Origin of the sequence: Motilimonas eburnea (assembly GCF_021295345.1) — a bacterium.
In the GTDB taxonomy this organism is placed as follows: domain Bacteria; phylum Pseudomonadota; class Gammaproteobacteria; order Enterobacterales; family CBDFNC01; genus Motilimonas; species Motilimonas eburnea.
Window position 1 is genome coordinate 151,139 of sequence record NZ_JAIMJB010000001.1, and the last position, 14,028, is coordinate 165,166.

Here is a 14,028-nt window from a genome sequence, read left to right on the forward strand (position 1 = left end):
AATTATTGTTTAAAATCCCAAGATAAATTAGAGACTAAGCGACAGCTATCGCATTTAAAGTCAAAAATATCCAGAGCCGGTTGGGCGAGCTGCCAAGGTTGTTGGCAAAGAGGGCAAGGGCGAGCAAGCTCTTGCGCTAGGCTGCTCCCGCCAACGCGATATAGATAGTAGTATGTCGGGGTTTTGGTCAGGTACTCAATGCGTTTGGTTAAATCATAACCCCGCCGGAATAGTCGCGAATCGACCTCACTTATTTCGGCCAACGCGCCATGCTCTAAAATGGAGCCATTCATTTGCAATTGATCGCACGCTTCCCAATCTTCTTGCCATTTTATGGCTTGTTTTTGACTGCCATTAGCGATGCTAGGAATACGATAAAGGGGAATCGGGCTAAGATCGTCGCCGCTGCGCAGCGGTGAACAGGTGTGGACATAGGTTGTATATAAAATTTGCCATGGGGGCGACGTATTGCATGTTGCTTGCGAATTGAGATCTTCGCCCAATAATTTGATTTTTGGGCTCAGTAAGCCAGCTTGGGTTAGCCCTTGTAAGGCCAGCCGACCTTGGTCGCTTAAAAATGAACTGTGCAGGCTGTTACTTTCTGGTGTCACCAGACGAAGCTGAAAATAGCCCTCTTTAATCGCGATAGGAAACTCGCGACCCAGTATTTGACCTTGGTAGCGCAGGGCATCTAAATATTGATTGATGCTTTGTTCAACACGCGAAAACGTGGTGTCTTGAAAACACTCAAAGATGAGATCTTGAATATACATTAAGGGGCGTTCTTTAACTTGTCGACTTCAGCGCGCAATTCGGCAATTTCCTGTTGTAGTAAGCTGACTGCTTGAGCTATGTGGCGTTGAATTTTTTGGTCTAAATCATCGAGCTCGGATTCGTCTTTATGTTGCGTTGAAGCCGTGGCCGGTTCCAGCTCTGGGTGCTCTTGCCACACTTTGAGGGCGGCAATGATTTTAGGTAAAGGATAGCCTTTAGGCAGCTTGCCTTTGACCAGAGCCACACTTGGGTTTTTGCCACTTTTAGCAAGTTGCTGAGCGACGCGAATTGCTTCTTCCATGAAATTAACTACTGAGATTAAAAACCGCTAGTTTACGCTAATTTTAACGCCTTAGCATCAAATCGAGTTGATCGATAACTTCAACCCAGTCGGAGTCTTGCCAAATTTGTTCGCGAATAAACTCGGCTTGTGCGCTATTCCAAAACGGGGCGTCCGCTAATAGGGTGGTATTATCTAGCGGGTGTTGGTGGCTAAACCTTTGAATGCTCATCTCATCATTCGCTAGGCCTAACTGAGCAAATAGAGACGCCATGGTATAACTTGAATAGTCCATATGAACCTCCAAACTGCAACTCGTGTTATCCAGTATAGTCGGGCCTAGCGGTTTTTGGCTTTGCTGTTTTACTTGGCGTTCAAACCCGGTAAGGGGGGATATCAAACCGATACTGATGCTGGCCTAACATATACAACTTGCCTTGGTAACAGTTTTCGCTGTCGCTGCTAAATTCAAAAATAAAGGATTGCTCAAGAAATTGCTCTCCCAGTTTTAAATTAATTCGCTCTTTTGCCACGGAAACCAGCTGTAAATCCAACGCATTGCATTTTTGTTCAATCAAGGTCCGCGCTTTTTCTGTTTGTTTTCGCTGTTGCCAAAACCAGATGCAGATGCCGACGATGACCAGTAACCAGATTAAATCAGACATGCTTTTACCTCTAAGAAAACAATAAGCCAATGGCGCGGCTTAGCTCGGGACTGCGATGAGGATCGCGGATCAAAGTTAATAGACTGGTGCGCAGGCCAGGCTGGGCCACTAAATCGGCAAATAACTGAACGAATAATTGCCCTTGGTCGATCAACGCCAGTTTTTCTAAATAAGCACGTTGCAACTCAGGCTCAGCTAAATCTTGCCAGCAGCGTGCTGCGATAGCGATAAACCATTGCGGATCTTTGGCAAGGCCGGAATCAAGCTGATGTTTCATCAAGTTTTGGCGCATGCCACTGGCCTTGCAAGACGACATGGCGCGCAGTGCAAGTGTGGCTAATGCGGGCTGGGTTTGTCCTTTGGTTAAGGCAAAGTCGCGCAATGATTCGGCTAATGGGGTGCCTAAGTCTTGGTGCTCTAAACATTCCAATAAAATACCAAGGGGTGTTTCGGGGAGCTGAGGCAGGGCATTGATCAAGTGGGTTTCGTTAGCATCTTGTTTTAAACGCACCGCCACATCGGCAATGCCTTGCATGCCTAATTGTTGCCACTGTTGCCAATCAAGTTGGCCGCTGAAATAGGCATGAGCTTGCTCGTAATAGCGTGAAGCAGGGCGGGCTAAATCCAGGTTCAACTTGGCATGAAACACGGCCTTTTTGAGTTCGGCAGGCTTGAAGGTGTAAGGGTTATTAGCCAATCTCTCTTGCTGCTTTTCATCGGGTTTTTGCTCTAAAGTTGCGCCTAGGGCTTCTACCACAAGTTGAATAAAGTGAGTTTGCGGGCCAGCCAGTAGTAACCCTCTCTCATCCAAAGGCAACTTTAAAAACCAGATATAGTGCTCGGGTTGATCCGCTTGCCAAAAGACCACCGCCAGCCAAGCATGCTGTTGCAGCGGAAAGGGATATGGCACTTGGTTTTGTTCGACTTTTTTAAATTCGCTGGCGCTGATTTTTTGTACCTTGCGGCCCAGATCATAAATCCGGTATTGGCACTTAGCTTGGTCGAGAAAATCGGTCAGAGAATGAATATGCATCGTCGAAGTCACCTATGAACTAATAGATAAAAATAGGCAGGCATTATAGGGCTTAAGGCTGACAGATGGTATATTTGCGGCCAAGTATTATTTGAATGAACTGTGATAGATGGATCAAGCGGCTCACCTATTAACTTTATTAGCCCAGCTAAAAACCGCCATGGAGCAGGCCGACTTATGGCAAGCTCAGGCCCCAAGCGCCCAAGCCTTGCAAAGTCAGATGCCTTTTTGTATCGACACCTTAACCTTTGCCCAGTGGCTGCAGTTTGTGTTTCACCCGAAATTACAACACTTGGCCATTCATGGCTTGCCCTTGCCAAGTAACATAGAAGTACTGCCGATGGCTCAAGAAGCTTTGCCAGGACTCACCCATCAGGGCGAAGAGGTGGCTGAGATAATTGGCCAAATTGATCAATTGCTTAGAGGAGACCAATAATGGCAGAAATCGATCAGCAGCTAAACGAAGCGAAGCCTGTAGCCCCGCTGGAAATCGTTTATCAAGATGACTACCTGGTGGCCATTAACAAGCCCTCGGGGTTATTAGTGCACCGCAGTTGGTTAGATAAGGCGGCAACCCAGTTTGCGATGCAAATGCTACGTGACCAGTTAGGCCAATATGTTTATCCCATCCATCGCCTCGACAGGCCGACCTCAGGTTTGTTGTTGTTTGCCTTAAGCTCGGAAGTAGCCAACATCATGAGCGAGCAATTTGCTGCTCGCCAGCCGCAAAAAACCTATTACGCGGTGGTCAGAGGGTGGTGCGGTGATGGCGAACTGGATTACCCTTTAAAAGAAGAGCTAGACAAGATAGCCGATAAACATGCCAGTCAAGAGGCCAGCTATAAGGAGGCTATCACCCAGTATAAATGCTTACAGCAGGTTGAGCTACCTTATCCGGTTGGACGCTACCAAAGTGCGCGCTATAGCCTGATGCAATTGATGCCGAAAACCGGGCGTAAGCATCAACTGCGTCGCCATCTAGCTCATCTAAGGCACCCTATTATTGGGGATACGAGCCACGGCGATGGCAAACAAAATGCGTTCGCAAAACAAACCTTAGGCAATCAAAGGTTGTTGTTACATGCCGCTAAACTGGTTTGCTCACATCCCATTACGGGAGAGGCCATGACCATGGTTGCGCCTTTACCCGACGATTTCCAACAATTCCTAACACGCTGTGAAATGAGTCTCTCGGGCGGTGCTATATAACCCTCCAGCGTCTTTTTCAGCCTGTTTTGCCGTTACTTAGCTTTGCATCTGTTCCAGTGCTGTAACGGCTAACAAGGAAATGCCTCCCTCCCTGATTTAAGTTATTGATAAATAGAAACTAATAATTGTTACTTTTTGTTACATAACGACAATTAAGTTTTTGAACTAGAACAAGTTTTAACTTGTAAATCTTGTGCTTTAATTAATTCATCCGCTGATAACTTTACTGACCGAGTATTGACTATCAGTGACGTTTTGTAATGAGAGGAGATTCACTATGTTTAAGGCGCTATTTGCAAGCCTGCAAAAAGTGGGTAAGTCGCTGATGCTACCTGTGTCAGTGTTGCCTGTTGCGGGTATTTTACTCGGGGTCGGTGCAGCTAATTTTAGCTTCCTGCCGGATATTGTGTCTGAGTTAATGAAAAATGCAGGCGATTCAGTATTTGGGCAAATGCCATTATTGTTTGCGGTTGGTGTCGCACTAGGCTTTACCAAAAACGATGGCGTGGCTGCTTTGGCCGCCATTGTTGGTTACGGTATCATGCAATCCGTTCTGAGTATGCTAGGGAATATGGAACTGAGCTCTGTTCAAGAAGCTGCTGCGGCTGCCGGTAATGTTTTATCTGATTTAGATATGAAAGGTGTGACCGATAAATACCAAACGGGTGTACTTGGTGGTGTATTAGCTGGCTCTTTGGCTGCATGGGCATTTAATCGTTACTACAGAATTCAATTACCTGAGTATTTAGGTTTCTTTGCTGGTAAACGTGCTGTGCCAATTATCACTGGTATCTTAGCTATCGTACTTGGTGTTGTTTTATCGGTTGTATGGCCCCCTATTGCAAGTGTAATTAGTGCTTTCTCCCATTGGGCTGCTTACCAAAACCCTGCGTTAGCCTTTGGTATTTATGGTGTGGTTGAGCGTAGTATGATCCCATTTGGTTTACATCATATCTGGAATGTGCCTTTCTTTTTTGAAGCAGGGCAGTGTGTTGACTCTTCTGGCGCTGTGCGCAACGGTATTTTAACTTGTTACCAAGTCGCCGATGAAGCGTCACGTGCAGCGGGTAATGGATTTGGTCAATTAGCCGGTGGTTTCATGTTTAAAATGTATGGTCTGCCAGCAGCGGCAATTGCAATTTGGCATTGTGCAAAACCTGAAAACAAAGCAAAAGTAGGGGGCATTATGATCTCTGCTGCGCTTACCTCCTTTCTAACAGGTATCACAGAGCCAATCGAATTTGCGTTCTTATTTGTTGCGCCGGTTCTGTATGCAATTCACGCTGTTTTGGCAGGCTCTGCATTTGTGCTTACTAACATGCTGGGTATGGTGCACGGTACAACTTTCTCACACGGCTTTATTGACTTTGTGGTGTTATTCGCAAACTCAAATAAAGGCTGGATGTTCCCACTACTTGGCTTAGGTTATGCTGCTCTATACTACGTTATTTTCCGTTTCACTATCATCAAGCTAGACCTTAAAACACCGGGGCGTGAAGATGAAGTTGAGCAAACGAGCGCTGCTGTTGAAGGCTCTGACATGTCAAAAGAGCTGGTGGCTGCCTTTGGTGGTAAAGACAACATCACTAACCTAGATGCGTGTATTACCCGTTTACGTATCAGTGTGAAAAGCGTCGATGCGGTGAACAAAGATCGCCTAAAAGAGCTCGGTGCGAAAGGCGTCGTGGTCGCCGGTGATGGCGTGCAAGCTATCTTTGGTACTCAATCGGACAACTTGAAAACCGATATGGAAGAATACATTGCTGGCCTGTAGGCCGTGATATCTAGCTTGAAAGGAGCCTAACGGCTCCTTTTTTATGACTTTAGTTTTCAGCTTTTTATCAAAATTGGGTTGCAAACACTCTCCTTATCTTTGAAATGTCGACAAAATTTAACTTTACTGGTTTAATATTTAACAATCATCAAATTCAGATAAAGTGAATATTTATGGCAACACCAGAACCAGCAACCACCGCGCCGGCGTCACCCGAGCAGTCGACTCCCGAATCCAATAACAATAAAACTAATAAAATCAAAAAAGTAACTAATATTTTATTGTTGGTACTTTTAGCGATGTTTGTATTTCACTTGGTTGCCGATAGATTTATTCCTTCAACCGACTTGGCCCGCGTGCGAGGTTTTGTGGTGCCCGTTGCACCTCAAGTGGCTGCGGATGTTGTGGAAATCATGGTCAAACCTAACGAATTTGTAAAAGAAGGGGATACCTTAGTTAAATTGGACCCCACGGATTATGAAATTGCTTACAAACAAGCCGTTGAATCGGTCGAGCAAGCCAAGCAAGGGGTGGGAGCGCAAACCGCCAGCGTGGTCTCGGCAGAAGCTCGCGTGAGTGAAGCCCAAGCAAACTTAGTCAACGCGCAAGCTCAGTATAAGCGTATAGCGGCGTTAGCTGAAAAAGGAGTGGTATCTAAAGCCGATAAAGATAACGCCAATGCTGGGCTGTCGACTGCACGAGCAGGCGTAGCCAGTGCCAAAGCCGAGCTGGAAAAGGTGAAAGAGCAGTTGGGAGCAACGGGTGAAGATAACAGCCAGTTACAGTCAGCATTGTTAGCTCTAGAAAAAGCACAATTAGATTTGTCGAGAACTCATATTTTAGCGCCTTCCGATGGTGGCGTGTCTAACTTTAAGCTTGATGTCGGGTTCCGCGCCAATGTGGGCCAGCCATTAATGACCTTTATTTCCACCGATTCGGTATGGGTGGAGGCGTATTTCAGAGAAAACAGCTTAGGTAATCTTAAGCCGGGAGACGAAGTCGAAATTGCTCTGGACTATGCACCTGGTAAAGTGTTCAAAGGAGCGATTGCTAATATCGATTATGGTGTGGATTGGGGACAAAATGAGCAAGCGGGTAAGCTGGCGCAGATCAGTTCACAATCAAGTTGGTTGCGTGATACCCAGCGATTCCCTGTCACCATTGAATTTACTGATTCTGAAGCTAAGGGCTATTTACGTGTGGGTGGCCAAGCGGATGTCATCGCTTACAGTGAAGATGCTTCCTTGCTGCGTCCTATCGGTCGCATCTGGATCCGTTTCTTAAGTTGGCTTTCTTATGTCAGATAAGTCGCAAGGCGCTGAGCTTGAGATAGTAAAGCCTGAGGAGTCATTCACTCCCGTATACAGCCCTGGGGAAATTTTGCAACGTAGGGTGCTGCGGTTTACCTTAGGCATCACCCTCGCGGTGGCTATCTCGGCGTTAGTCAACTGGACCTTGGCTTACATTATGCCCATCTTATTAGCCAAGTTTTTGGTTGATAGGCAAGCGCCTCGGGTGCAAACGGTCTATGAGCTGGTGATCTCTATGCTGCTTACCATCGTCATCGCTTGGTTTGTAAGTGTGGGACTTCTAGAGTACCCCAGTCTTTTATTACCCCTTATCGCCGTATTGCTCTTGGTGTCGTATTACCTGTTTACGGACCCAAGGTGGAATTTCTTTGCCACTATGCTACTTGTTTCTTCCCTTGTTATCCCCTACACCGCGATTATCTCGCCGGGGATTGGCATGGTGGTGGGGGTGGGCTTATGTTTTTCGGGGTTAGTGTCTGTGCTGCTATTTTCACTGCTACACATCTACCTGCCCGACCTTGCCGGAGAAAAAGAGCAACTCGCAGAATCCGAACTGGATAAAGCCACACGGCTGTTTGAGTCGGTTAAAGCGCTGATTATTGCCTTCCCTGTGATCGTGTTTATTTACACCTTTGAGTTATCAGGGGCCATGCTAACCATGATCTTTGTTGCGATTTTATCATTGCAAACCGCAGGGCAAAAAAGCGTTAAACTCACCTTGTTTATGCTGCTCACTAACATCATTGGCGGCATCATAGCGATAGTTGTCTATAACCTCGTCTCATTTGTACCTGTGATTGGGTTCTATCTGTGTCTTATCTTTGTTATTTCATTGCAGTTTGCACACAAGATGTACGCCAATCCCGATAAGGCCATGGTTTTTTCTACTATTTTTAGTACCTTACTGGTACTGGTTAGTTCGACAATGGCGTCTGGATCGGGTGATGTAGACAGTAACTTTTATGCCCGTATTGCCCAAATCGGCGGTGCATGTGTTTATCTCGTTGTTATTTCATTTTTTATCGAAGGGAAAAAGTGGAATAGATTAAGATCCCTCTTCATTGATCAAGCATCGACTAAGGAACCGATCAAATATGAAACCAAATAAACTCACCTCGACGGACTCGTTCTCGACCCAAGCCGTGGATGCGGCGATTAAAATTATCGTGGTGTTATTGATGATTGGCTGGTGTGTTGAAATTATTCGCCCCTTCATTTTATTAATTACTTGGGGGGCAATTATTGCGGTGGCCTTGTATCCCGTCACTCAGTTTGTCAGTAATAAAGTGAAGCTAACGCAAGGAAAAGCCAGCCTATTGGTCACCTTAGTTTGTTTGGCGGTACTATTGGTACCTGCGGTGATGTTTTCTGGAGCGATATTTAGTAGCTCGCAAGAGTTTATTCATGCTTTACAAGAAGGCAACCTACAATTGCCTGCACCAAAAGAAAGTGTGGCTGACTGGCCCATCATAGGAGAGGCTGTTTATAAAACTTGGAGCAATGCCGTGTCCAATGTTAAGGCGTTTACCGTGCAGCATGCCAGTGAAGTGAAAGAGGTTGTGCTTTATTTAGTCGGTATGATAGGGGGCGCCGGACTGACGACGTTGCAATTTGTCCTATCGATAATCATTGCGGGTGTATTTATGACCAACGCCCAAGCCTGCGGCGCCGTTTTCCAGCGTATCGCAGTGCGCCTAGCGGGTAGCCATGGTGATGAGTTTGCATCGTTGTCTGCGGCCACCGTGCGCAGCGTGGTACAAGGTGTGATTGGGGTGGCGGTGATCCAAGCGGTACTGGCTGGTTTAGGCATGGCCTTGGTTGGCGTGCCCGCCACAGGTATTTGGGTGGTTGCAGTGCTGATCTTAGCCATAGTACAGCTGCCCGCAATCCTTATTTTGGGGCCCATTATTGCCTATGTTTACACAGTTGAATCCAGTACCGTTGCCACTATCTTTATGATTTGGAGCTTGTTTGTCGGAGTGAGCGATTCATTCTTAAAGCCGATGCTAATGGGACGCGGTGTTGATATTCCGATGTTAGTCATCTTACTCGGCGCCATTGGTGGCATGCTGATGTCAGGTTTAATTGGCCTATTTGTTGGCGCGGTAGTCTTAGCGTTAGGTTATAAATTACTGATGGCATGGCTCTCTCATGATGACGCTTCCGATGAAGCCCCTGATACGCGCAGTGCTGATACTCAACTTGCTGAGTAATTTTAAATCTTCTGAATCCAGTACCGCAAAATATGAACTGATGTGATATTTTGCGGTATTTCCCGCTGTTTCAACTTGAGCCAAAAAGCCGATAGCCGCGTATCTTTGTGACCATGAGAATATTAAGGTAACAAGATGTTAAAGTGGCTGTTAGGTAACCCAGAGAAAAAATTACGCAAGCGATATGATGCCAAGCTTGAGCAAGCCATGCTGGCCCAGCGTCGTGGTGACATGAAGTCCTTTGCGTTTTTGAGTGCAGAAGCCGAGCAGATTTGGCAACAGATTGAGGGATTACAGCAAAGTAGGTAGCCCTTAAACGAAAACCCTCGACGTAACGAGGGTTTGGTTTAGTGTCATTGTGTGATTTTGATGGTTACTTTTGCGTAGCAGCCTTCATTGAGCTGATAAAAGCAGCCATTTGCTCAAGTAGCGCGGTTTCATTATCCACGTTTTGCTCGATGATTTTAACCACAGCTGATCCAGAGATCGCACCCGCTGCGCCTGCCGCAATGGCCTCTTTCACTTGGTTTGGCTCAGAAATACCAAACCCTAATAGTGCAGGGGGCGCTTGGTACTTGGTTAAGTTAGCGAGTAGGCTTTCAACGGGCTTGCCTGCCTTGGTTTCCGCACCCGTTACGCCTGCACGGCTTAATAGATAAGTATATCCGCCGCCGTATTTACCCACTAACTCCATGGTGTGCTCGTCACCGTTTGGTGGCGCGATGAAGATAGGGTGAATACCATACTTGGCTGCGGCTTCGCGGTAAGGGCCGCTTTCTTCTACTGGCACATCAGCAATCAGCAGTGAATCTACCCCCGCTTTAGCGCAACGGGCATAAAAGTTATCAACGCCATTGCTAAAAACCAGGTTTGCATACAGCAACAAACCAATCGGTAAATCGGGGTATTTAGCGCGGATTTCGCTAAGCATTTCAAAGCAAGTGTCTGGCGTGGTACCGCTGTTCAATGCGCGCGTTGACGCATCTTGAATGGTTGGGCCATCGGCCACAGGATCAGAAAATGGGATCCCGAGCTCAAGGGCGTCAGCGCCTGACTCAACTAAACAATCGACAATCTTCATCGATAATTCGCGGTTAGGATCGCCAAGGGCGATAAAAGGCACAAACGCACCTTGGTTCTTTTCTGCTAATGCCGCAAAGCATTGTTCATATCTTTGAGTCATTACATTAATCCTTTTTCTTCAAATAGCTCAGCCACGGTAAAGATGTCTTTATCGCCACGGCCTGATAAGTTAACTATGATGCTTTGCTCTTTGTCATCTTGCTCGATGATTTTGAGTGCATAAGCAAGGGCGTGCGCTGACTCAAGCGCAGGAATAATACCTTCTTTACGAGCAAGCTCGTGAAACGCGGCTAAGGCTTCGTCATCGGTTACCGACTCGTATTGAGCGCGGCCAATGGAGTGCAAGTAAGCATGCTGTGGACCAACGGATGGGAAGTCTAAACCCGCCGATACCGAGTAAGATTCTTCTACTTGGCCGTACTCGTCTTGCATCATCATCGATGCCATACCAAAGAAGATACCTTTACGGCCATGGCGTAGTGGTGCACCGTGTTGCGGTGTGTCGATGCCTTTACCAGCTGGCTCAACGCCAATCAGTTCAACCGACTCATCATCAATAAAATCAGCAAAAATACCGATGGCATTAGAGCCACCGCCAACACAAGCAATCACCTTGTTTGGTAGTACTTGCTCTTTTTCTAAATGCTGGGCGCGCGCTTCTTCGCCAATCACGCGCTGGAATTCACGCACGATAGTGGGGAAAGGATGCGGGCCTGCCGCGGTGCCTAGTAGGTAATGGGCTTTATCATAGCTGGCGGTCCAATCGCGTAATGCTTCGTTACAAGCATCTTTTAGGGTCGATGAGCCTGAGGTCACTGGGATTACTTCAGCGCCCATTAAACGCATGCGAAACACATTTGGCTTTTGACGTTCACAGTCTTTAGCGCCCATGTAAACCTTACATTTTAAGCCCAAAAGCGCACAAGCTAGGGCTGAAGCCACCCCATGTTGACCAGCACCGGTTTCGGCTATGATTTCGGTTTTACCCATGCGTTTAGCCAGTAGCGCTTGACCTAAGACTTGGTTGGTTTTGTGCGCGCCGCCGTGAAGTAAATCTTCACGCTTTAGATATAGTTTGGTTTTCTTGCCTTTGGTCAGATTGCTACATAGCGTCAATGGCGTTGGACGGCCAGCATATTCTTTTAGTAGCTCTCTAAACTCTGCGATAAATTCAGGATCGTTTTGCGCCTTAATGAATTCTTCTTCCAGCTGGTTTAACGCTGGCATCAGAATTTGGGGGACGAACATACCGCCAAATTCACCAAAATAGGGATTTAATTTACTCATTGCTCTGCCTTAATACTGTCTAATTGCACTAAATGCACGTTGTAATTTTTCTTTGTCCTTGATTCCCGGAGCGCTTTCCACTCCAGAATTCAGATCTAATCCTAAGCAGTCTTGATGGGCGGCTTGGGTGGCATTTTCTGGGGTGATGCCACCGGCTAGCATCAATTTACTTTTATCTTGCTTTGCCAAAATTTGCCAATCAAACGCTTGCCCCGTACCACCGGATTGACCGCCCGAGCGGGTATCAAATAATTGCATATCGGCAGCTGGACAAAGCACGGGCTCCGCGCCATCAATGGCGATGGCTTTCCATACTTGGCATTGCGCCGGCAATAAGGGCCTTAGAGCGCCAATGTAGTTTTCGTCTTCATCGCCATGTAATTGCACAGCCTGTAAACCTAACTCATTGGCAATGGCAGCCACTTGCTTGGCGTCATGGTTTTGAAACACGCCAACATATTCAAGTGGCGCGCCTGACATCACCGCTCGGGCTTGCTCTGGTGACACATAGCGCGGTGACTTTTCGACAAAAATCAACCCACCTAACACAGCGCCTGCAGCATAGACATCAGCGGCCGCTTCTTTGCTGGTTAAGCCACAGACTTTGTTGTTACCTAAGATCAAACGGCGACAAGCGAGCTCGACGTTGTCTTGGGCCATGATAGAGCTGCCCACCAAGAAGCCCTTGGCGAAGTGGCGCAGATCTTTCACTTGGTCGTGATGGTACATGCCCGATTCACAGATCACGACCTTGCCTTCTGGCACCAGAGGTGACAAGGTTTTAGTGCGATTAAGATCGGTGCTTAAATCGCGCAGGTTACGGTTGTTGATGCCGTAAATACGCACATCTAACGCCAGTGCGCGCGCCATTTCTTGCTCGTTACTGACCTCGGTTAAGATGCCCATGTTATAACTATGAGCCACCTCAGCTAAGGCCACGTATTCTTCATCGCTAAGTACTGATAGCATCAGCAGCACCGCATCGGCTTGGTAGTGACGTGCCAGTTTAATTTGGTAAGGGTCGATGACAAAGTCTTTACACAATACCGGTTGGGTGACTTGATTACGCACTTGGGTGACGTAGTCAAACTGGCCTTGAAAGTATTTTTCATCGGTTAATACCGAAATCGCACTGGCGTGATTTTTATACGCGCTAGCAATCAAGTCTAAGTCGAACTCAGGACGAATTAAGCCTTTTGATGGCGATGCTTTTTTACACTCCAAAATAAAATGGGTGCCCGGCGCTTCAAGGGCGCCGTAGAAGTTGCGGTCGGTAGGCGTTAACAGATGTTCAAACTCGGCTAAAGGCTGGCTTTGTTTGCGCGCCTCAAGCCAAATTTTCTTATCTTCAATGATCTTACCTAAGATGGTGTTTTCCAATTCAGACTGCAGTGGCATTGCTCATCTCCGCTAATTTGTTTACCAAGGCCAGTGGCTCACCGCTTTGCATGGCCTTAATGGCAAGCTCGGCGCCTTGTTTAAAGTTGTTGGCCAGACCATTGAGTACCAGCAATGCCGCCACATTAATGGCCACCGCGCTTTGTTGCGCAGGCGTGCCTTTACCTTGAAGGATTTGCTCGATAATGGTTTTGTTTTCTTCAGGCGTACCTCCAACGATGGCATCAATGGGGAATTGCTCTAGGCCGAAATCGGCAGGTGTCACCGTGTATTCTTTGATAATGCCATCTTGCAACTCTGCCACTTGGGTTGGGCCATGCAGGGCAAATTCATCTAAGCCCGAGCCATGCACCACCATCACGCGCTTCATGCCTAAGGTTTTGTGTACCTCGGCAATCGGGCGCAATAGGCTCGCATCATAAACACCGTTTAATTCAGTCGATGGGCGCGCAGGGTTAACCAAAGGTCCAAGCACATTAAATAAGGTGCGGGTTTTTAGGGCGGCGCGTACGGGACCGGCAAAGCGCATGCCCGCGTGGTATTGCGGCGCAAAAATAAAGCACACGTTAAGCTCGTCTAAGCATTGGCGCGCCACTTCTGGGCTCATATCGACATTAATGCCAAATGCGCTCAGTAGATCCGATGCGCCTGATTTACTCGACACGCTGCGGCTGCCGTGTTTACACACTTTTAGGCCACAGGCTGCAGCCACAAACGCGCTGGCCGTGGAAATATTGATGGTACTAAAGCCATCACCGCCCGTGCCCACGATATCGGTGAAATCGTAATCGGGGCGCGGAAACCCTTTGGCGTTAGCCAATAATGCCGAGGCGGCACCGGTAATTTCTTCTGGGGTTTCGCCTTTGATTTTCAGTGCGGTTAAAACAGCCGATAATACTATCGGATCGACTTCACCTTGGATAACCTGATTAAAAAAATCATGGCTTTGCTCAGCACTGAGTGATTGCCCAGCGAATAAAGTATCTAAAATCTTGCTCATGA

16 protein-coding genes are annotated in these 14,028 nt (G+C 47.2%); 7 read left to right on the plus strand and 9 right to left on the minus strand.

Features of this window, described 5'->3' with window-relative positions; all coding sequences use genetic code 11:
• Positions 1–2: 2 nt before the first annotated feature.
• The 5 genes from K6Y21_RS00705 to K6Y21_RS00725 all read right to left on the minus strand — a co-directional run bounded on the left by K6Y21_RS00705 (position 3) and on the right by K6Y21_RS00725 (position 2,752).
• Positions 3–773, minus strand: coding sequence for a Zn-ribbon-containing protein (locus tag K6Y21_RS00705; RefSeq protein WP_233069678.1), 771 nt, complete (start codon positions 771–773; stop codon positions 3–5).
• Positions 773–1,075, minus strand: coding sequence for a hypothetical protein (locus tag K6Y21_RS00710; protein WP_233069679.1), 303 nt, complete (start codon positions 1,073–1,075; stop codon positions 773–775). The genes K6Y21_RS00705 and K6Y21_RS00710 overlap by 1 nt, the downstream gene beginning before the upstream one ends.
• Positions 1,076–1,118: 43 nt before the next feature.
• Positions 1,119–1,349: a DUF2789 domain-containing protein gene (locus K6Y21_RS00715; protein ID WP_233069680.1), complete on the minus strand. Its 231-nt coding sequence runs from the start codon at positions 1,347–1,349 to the stop codon at positions 1,119–1,121.
• A 79-nt stretch (positions 1,350–1,428) separates the two neighbouring features.
• A complete protein-coding gene (locus K6Y21_RS00720; protein WP_233069681.1) occupies positions 1,429–1,719 on the minus strand; it encodes a DUF3301 domain-containing protein in 291 nt (96 codons plus the stop codon).
• 10 nt (positions 1,720–1,729) lie between these two features.
• Positions 1,730–2,752 (minus strand): DUF3549 family protein, encoded by a 1,023-nt coding sequence (locus tag K6Y21_RS00725; RefSeq protein WP_233069682.1) that lies wholly within the window; start codon positions 2,750–2,752, stop codon positions 1,730–1,732.
• Between the two features lie 109 nt (positions 2,753–2,861).
• On the opposite strand from K6Y21_RS00725, the gene K6Y21_RS00730 reads away from it, so the two are divergent.
• From K6Y21_RS00730 to K6Y21_RS00760, 7 genes are all read left to right on the plus strand, one after another.
• The gene (locus tag K6Y21_RS00730; protein WP_233069683.1) at positions 2,862–3,188 is read left to right on the plus strand and encodes a YqcC family protein; all 327 of its coding nucleotides are present in this window, start codon (positions 2,862–2,864) and stop codon (positions 3,186–3,188) included.
• Positions 3,188–3,961, plus strand: a complete 774-nt coding sequence (truC, locus tag K6Y21_RS00735; protein ID WP_233069684.1) for a tRNA pseudouridine(65) synthase TruC — start codon at positions 3,188–3,190, stop codon at positions 3,959–3,961. Before K6Y21_RS00730 ends, truC begins: the two co-directional genes overlap by 1 nt.
• 277 nt (positions 3,962–4,238) lie before the next feature.
• A complete protein-coding gene (gene ptsG / locus K6Y21_RS00740; RefSeq protein WP_233069685.1) occupies positions 4,239–5,735 on the plus strand; it encodes a PTS glucose transporter subunit IIBC in 1,497 nt (498 codons plus the stop codon).
• A 173-nt stretch (positions 5,736–5,908) separates the two neighbouring features.
• The gene (locus K6Y21_RS00745; RefSeq protein WP_233069686.1) at positions 5,909–7,042 is read left to right on the plus strand and encodes an HlyD family secretion protein; all 1,134 of its coding nucleotides are present in this window, start codon (positions 5,909–5,911) and stop codon (positions 7,040–7,042) included.
• Positions 7,032–8,153, plus strand: a complete 1,122-nt coding sequence (locus K6Y21_RS00750; protein WP_233069687.1) for a DUF2955 domain-containing protein — start codon at positions 7,032–7,034, stop codon at positions 8,151–8,153. Before K6Y21_RS00745 ends, K6Y21_RS00750 begins: the two co-directional genes overlap by 11 nt.
• Entirely contained in the window at positions 8,140–9,258 is a 1,119-nt protein-coding gene (locus K6Y21_RS00755; protein ID WP_233069688.1) for an AI-2E family transporter, read from the plus strand. The genes K6Y21_RS00750 and K6Y21_RS00755 overlap by 14 nt, the downstream gene beginning before the upstream one ends.
• A 135-nt stretch (positions 9,259–9,393) precedes the next feature.
• On the plus strand, positions 9,394–9,567 hold the full coding sequence (locus K6Y21_RS00760; RefSeq protein ID WP_233069689.1) for a DUF6435 family protein: 174 nt from the start codon (positions 9,394–9,396) through the stop codon (positions 9,565–9,567).
• A gap of 64 nt (positions 9,568–9,631) precedes the next feature.
• Here K6Y21_RS00760 and trpA read toward each other — a convergent pair whose 3' ends face one another.
• From trpA to trpD, 4 genes are read right to left on the minus strand one after another with little or no spacing between them, the layout of a single operon-like run.
• On the minus strand, positions 9,632–10,441 hold the full coding sequence (gene trpA / locus K6Y21_RS00765; RefSeq protein WP_233069690.1) for a tryptophan synthase subunit alpha: 810 nt from the start codon (positions 10,439–10,441) through the stop codon (positions 9,632–9,634).
• Positions 10,441–11,628 (minus strand): tryptophan synthase subunit beta, encoded by a 1,188-nt coding sequence (gene trpB / locus K6Y21_RS00770; RefSeq protein ID WP_233069691.1) that lies wholly within the window; start codon positions 11,626–11,628, stop codon positions 10,441–10,443. Before trpB ends, trpA begins: the two co-directional genes overlap by 1 nt.
• A gap of 9 nt (positions 11,629–11,637) precedes the next feature.
• A complete protein-coding gene (gene trpCF / locus K6Y21_RS00775) occupies positions 11,638–13,026 on the minus strand; it encodes a bifunctional indole-3-glycerol-phosphate synthase TrpC/phosphoribosylanthranilate isomerase TrpF (RefSeq protein ID WP_233069692.1) in 1,389 nt (462 codons plus the stop codon).
• Positions 13,010–14,026: an anthranilate phosphoribosyltransferase gene (gene trpD, locus K6Y21_RS00780; RefSeq protein WP_233069693.1), complete on the minus strand. Its 1,017-nt coding sequence runs from the start codon at positions 14,024–14,026 to the stop codon at positions 13,010–13,012. The genes trpCF and trpD overlap by 17 nt, the downstream gene beginning before the upstream one ends.
• Between the last annotated feature and the right edge of the window lie 2 nt (positions 14,027–14,028).

Bases quoted from the DNA above. Each gene is read 5' to 3' on its own strand.
- K6Y21_RS00705 (WP_233069678.1), bottom strand. From the start codon at position 773: ATGTATATTCAAGATCTCATCTTTGAGTGTTTTCAAGACACCACGTTT.
- K6Y21_RS00710 (WP_233069679.1), bottom strand. From the start codon at position 1,075: ATGGAAGAAGCAATTCGCGTCGCTCAGCAACTTGCTAAAAGTGGCAAA.
- K6Y21_RS00715 (WP_233069680.1), bottom strand. From the start codon at position 1,349: ATGGACTATTCAAGTTATACCATGGCGTCTCTATTTGCTCAGTTAGGC.
- K6Y21_RS00720 (WP_233069681.1), bottom strand. From the start codon at position 1,719: ATGTCTGATTTAATCTGGTTACTGGTCATCGTCGGCATCTGCATCTGG.
- K6Y21_RS00725 (WP_233069682.1), bottom strand. From the start codon at position 2,752: ATGCATATTCATTCTCTGACCGATTTTCTCGACCAAGCTAAGTGCCAA.
- K6Y21_RS00730 (WP_233069683.1), top strand. From the start codon at position 2,862: ATGGATCAAGCGGCTCACCTATTAACTTTATTAGCCCAGCTAAAAACC.
- truC (WP_233069684.1), top strand. From the start codon at position 3,188: ATGGCAGAAATCGATCAGCAGCTAAACGAAGCGAAGCCTGTAGCCCCG.
- ptsG (WP_233069685.1), top strand. From the start codon at position 4,239: ATGTTTAAGGCGCTATTTGCAAGCCTGCAAAAAGTGGGTAAGTCGCTG.
- K6Y21_RS00745 (WP_233069686.1), top strand. From the start codon at position 5,909: ATGGCAACACCAGAACCAGCAACCACCGCGCCGGCGTCACCCGAGCAG.
- K6Y21_RS00750 (WP_233069687.1), top strand. From the start codon at position 7,032: ATGTCAGATAAGTCGCAAGGCGCTGAGCTTGAGATAGTAAAGCCTGAG.
- K6Y21_RS00755 (WP_233069688.1), top strand. From the start codon at position 8,140: ATGAAACCAAATAAACTCACCTCGACGGACTCGTTCTCGACCCAAGCC.
- K6Y21_RS00760 (WP_233069689.1), top strand. From the start codon at position 9,394: ATGTTAAAGTGGCTGTTAGGTAACCCAGAGAAAAAATTACGCAAGCGA.
- trpA (WP_233069690.1), bottom strand. From the start codon at position 10,441: ATGACTCAAAGATATGAACAATGCTTTGCGGCATTAGCAGAAAAGAAC.
- trpB (WP_233069691.1), bottom strand. From the start codon at position 11,628: ATGAGTAAATTAAATCCCTATTTTGGTGAATTTGGCGGTATGTTCGTC.
- trpCF (WP_233069692.1), bottom strand. From the start codon at position 13,026: ATGCCACTGCAGTCTGAATTGGAAAACACCATCTTAGGTAAGATCATT.
- trpD (WP_233069693.1), bottom strand. From the start codon at position 14,026: ATGAGCAAGATTTTAGATACTTTATTCGCTGGGCAATCACTCAGTGCT.